This is a genomic window from Anaplasma bovis (assembly GCF_036903315.1).
Classification (GTDB): domain Bacteria; phylum Pseudomonadota; class Alphaproteobacteria; order Rickettsiales; family Anaplasmataceae; genus Anaplasma; species Anaplasma bovis.
Window position 1 is genome coordinate 1 of record NZ_JAWLNY010000079.1, and the last position, 3,219, is coordinate 3,219.

Here is a 3,219-nt window from a genome sequence, read left to right on the forward strand (position 1 = left end):
GCTAGGAGATGTAAACCGCTCGTAGCACACACTTACAGTGAGCGTAGTACTGCTTTATCTCTCCTTATGGCACTGACACGTCCGTTGTACGTATGTGCTTACTGGTAATATTCTTGAAAAAAAGCGTCGCGGAAGAATTTTTACGGCTCCGCATATGACAAAAATGAGGTATTTGCTGCTAAATTCTTCACTTCTTATCCTCATAATAAGCGATATCTGTGTTTGCAAACACATCACTCAGCTCGTGATGGTGGCTAATAACGACACGTTTACCTGCAATCATGCCACTCGTTCCCCTCCACTACTGCCTCAATAACACCTATGTTGAGTGACGAAGCAAGCAAAGCTGCCTAATTTTAGATATACATCAGAAATATACCTTTTGGCGCCCATAAAGTACCATCCTATGAGGTGAAAACAACCACTATGGTACTGATAGATTTGCAGCACAACACCGGACCATCACTGATTAAACACTTATCAGCATGATCTTTTGAACTTCTCTGCAAGGCACACCGGGTAATTATCCCACTCAATAGTCTGACTAGAAAACTTCCTCAACACTATCGAAGACATCTTCTGTATTAGATTTACCTGCAGCAAACAGATCACTGTTACTCACAAGCTCAAGAAGATGATTACGGATCTGGTCCTCTAGCGATGCCACCAATTCAGGATTGTTTTTAAGGTAGTTTTTACTGTTCTCGCGGCCCTGGCCTAGCTTAGTTCCGCCACAAGAATAGTACGAGCCGGCCTTTTCTATAAAGCCATACCTCACGCCCATGTCTAGTATCTCACCTAATTTTGAAATTCCCTCATTGTATATGATATCAAACTCAGCTTGCTTAAAAGGAGGTGCAACCTTGTTCTTGACGACCTTTACACGGGTCTGGCTTCCCACAATTGTATCCTTATCTTTTATAGAGCTCACCTTTCTGATATCAAGCCTGATAGAGGTGTAAAACTTTAATGCGCTTCCTCCAGTAGTGGTTTCCGGATTTCCATAGACGATGCCAATTTTCATCCGTATCTGATTTATAAATATGAGTACACAATTAGCTTTTGACACTATAGAGGTCAACTTGCGCAATGCGTGACTTAATAACCTAGCCTGCAGGCCCATATGCTGATCACCCATATCCCCTTCGATTTCCGCCTTGGGGGTTAACGCGGCCACAGAGTCTATAACTATTACATCGATAGCACCGGAATTTACGAGATACTCAACGATATGCAACGCCTGCTCTCCAGTATCTGGTTGACTGACAATAAGATCACCTACTTCGACGCCCAATTTCCGCGCGTACAGGGTATCAAGCGCGTGTTCCGCATCAATAAATGCACAGTGCCCACCCTTCTTCTGTGCCTCAGCTATTACATGAAGCGCTAGAGTAGTCTTGCCACTACTTTCGGGCCCGTAGATTTCAACAATTCGGCCCCGGGGAAGACCACCTATACCCAGAGCCGCATCTAAGGCTATCGATCCAGTAGAGATGCTTTCTATCTTTTCACAAGGATGCTGCTTAAGCCGCATTATTGCACCTCTGCCAAATGCACGCTCTATCTGCACCAAAGCGCTATCAATAGCTTTTTGCCGCTCTTCTATAGAAGTTTCCTCATCCTTTGACATAACGTGAATACTTAAAAATGCCCCTCACTGAACGAGCCCTATTACGCACTAACATTAGGAAAATGTCAAGATCACTAATTTCTATAGAGGAAAATCAGAACTAACAGAGAAAATCAAGGGGGATAGACTTCAATATATCTACTTATGAGCGATACATCATTAACGTATCTCTACTATTTCCGCTCCTTCAAGTGCCTTTGCAAAGGCACTTGAGACTACTCCGTGCTCTTCTCTGTTTAAAGCTATGATGTCCTTAGATATCTTCGCTGATGTATGCTCACCCATCTTATTAGTCTTAGTATCTTTATAAGTATGATTGGTCTCTTTGTTGGCTGGAGGAGTAAACATGTGACTCAGCTTTCCGTAGCTGCTTTTATCACCACTACCACTACTGTTGATGGTACTTCCACACTTTCCTGGACTCTCCTCACCATGAGTACCTCCATGATGCCAGTCAGCACCGCTTGCAGCCCCACAAATCTTCCCATCAATAGTGCTCGTAATATCAAGAATATTAATAGCCTTACTAACCTCATGCATATTCTTCTTGGTCAGTAGTAGATATAGAGCGTATCTCTACTATTTCCGCTCCTTCATGTGCCTTCGCAAACGCACTTGAGACCTTACCCTTTTGCTCTCTGTTTAGGTTTTGTCGTATGTCATTAGCTATTGTCTTAGATGTCTCCAAACCCATTGGTGTCTCTGTTTTGTCATACTGTCCGCCGGCTGCAGTACTACTAGTCTTATCCCACAGGGCAGTCAAACCGCTTGCTGTGGCACTACTACTCCTTCCTGTTACTGCTTTCCCACACTTTCCTTCCTTCTCTCCATCTCCTGTATGATGGTCTTTGTAGGCTCCCCCGGCATTACTGCTCTTACAAATCTCCTTCTCAATCGCTTTATCAAGACTATCAATAACCTCCTTGACTTCGAACATCCTCTTCTGGCTTAGTCCATGGATCCCCTCAGCTAACTTAGATGTCTGATCGAGAGCAACGTTATAAGCAAGATCTTTAGCGAGGAGATAAATACCTTCTTCATCACCATCTCCCCTCTTTACTCCTTACAAGATATACATCTTTGATGTATATCTTGCGGTGTCTGTGTTATTACTACTAGTAGCAGCCTTTGCAAAGGCACTTGAAACCACTCCTTTCTGTTCTCGTGTTAGTGAGGCTGTATCACTAGCTATTACGCCCGAAGTAATTGGCCCCATCTTACTCTCCTTAGTTGTCGCGTAATTGCTTTTAGTCGTCGTTTCGGAAAATAGGTCACTCAGCAAGTTGTTACTGCTTGCACCGGTCTGACCGCCATCACTCTGACCATCACCACACTTACCTGTAGTCTCCCCTGCACTACCACTCTTTGCAGCATGCTTTCCACTACCACAAATCCTCTTATCAATACCTTCTGTAGGATCAAGAATATTAATAGCCTTACTAACATCATGCATAACCACCGGTACCATTACCACTAGCAGCACCTGAGTCTCTCCCCAATCCCAGCACACCCATAAGGAGAGACAGGAAGGCCCTCAGCAAGAACATCATAACAAGCATTAACCATGACAGAGGTAGTAGATATAGAGC

5 protein-coding genes are annotated in these 3,219 nt (G+C 43.9%); all 5 read right to left on the reverse strand.

The window, feature by feature from the left end:
- Positions 1-544: 544 nt before the first annotated feature.
- The gene (gene recA, locus R4I06_RS04545) at positions 545-1,630 is read right to left on the reverse strand and encodes a recombinase RecA (protein ID WP_334414398.1); all 1,086 of its coding nucleotides are present in this window, start codon (positions 1,628-1,630) and stop codon (positions 545-547) included.
- A gap of 159 nt (positions 1,631-1,789) precedes the next feature.
- Positions 1,790-2,170, reverse strand: coding sequence for a hypothetical protein (locus tag R4I06_RS04550; RefSeq protein ID WP_334414399.1), 381 nt, complete (start codon positions 2,168-2,170; stop codon positions 1,790-1,792).
- Entirely contained in the window at positions 2,163-2,567 is a 405-nt protein-coding gene (locus R4I06_RS04555; RefSeq protein WP_334414400.1) for a hypothetical protein, read from the reverse strand. Before R4I06_RS04555 ends, R4I06_RS04550 begins: the two co-directional genes overlap by 8 nt.
- A gap of 126 nt (positions 2,568-2,693) precedes the next feature.
- A complete protein-coding gene (locus tag R4I06_RS04560) occupies positions 2,694-3,083 on the reverse strand; it encodes a hypothetical protein (RefSeq protein ID WP_334414401.1) in 390 nt (129 codons plus the stop codon).
- A 20-nt stretch (positions 3,084-3,103) separates the two neighbouring features.
- Positions 3,104-3,219, reverse strand: a 116-nt coding sequence (locus R4I06_RS04565) for a P44/Msp2 family outer membrane protein (RefSeq protein ID WP_334414402.1), incomplete at its 5' end; no start/stop codon positions are given.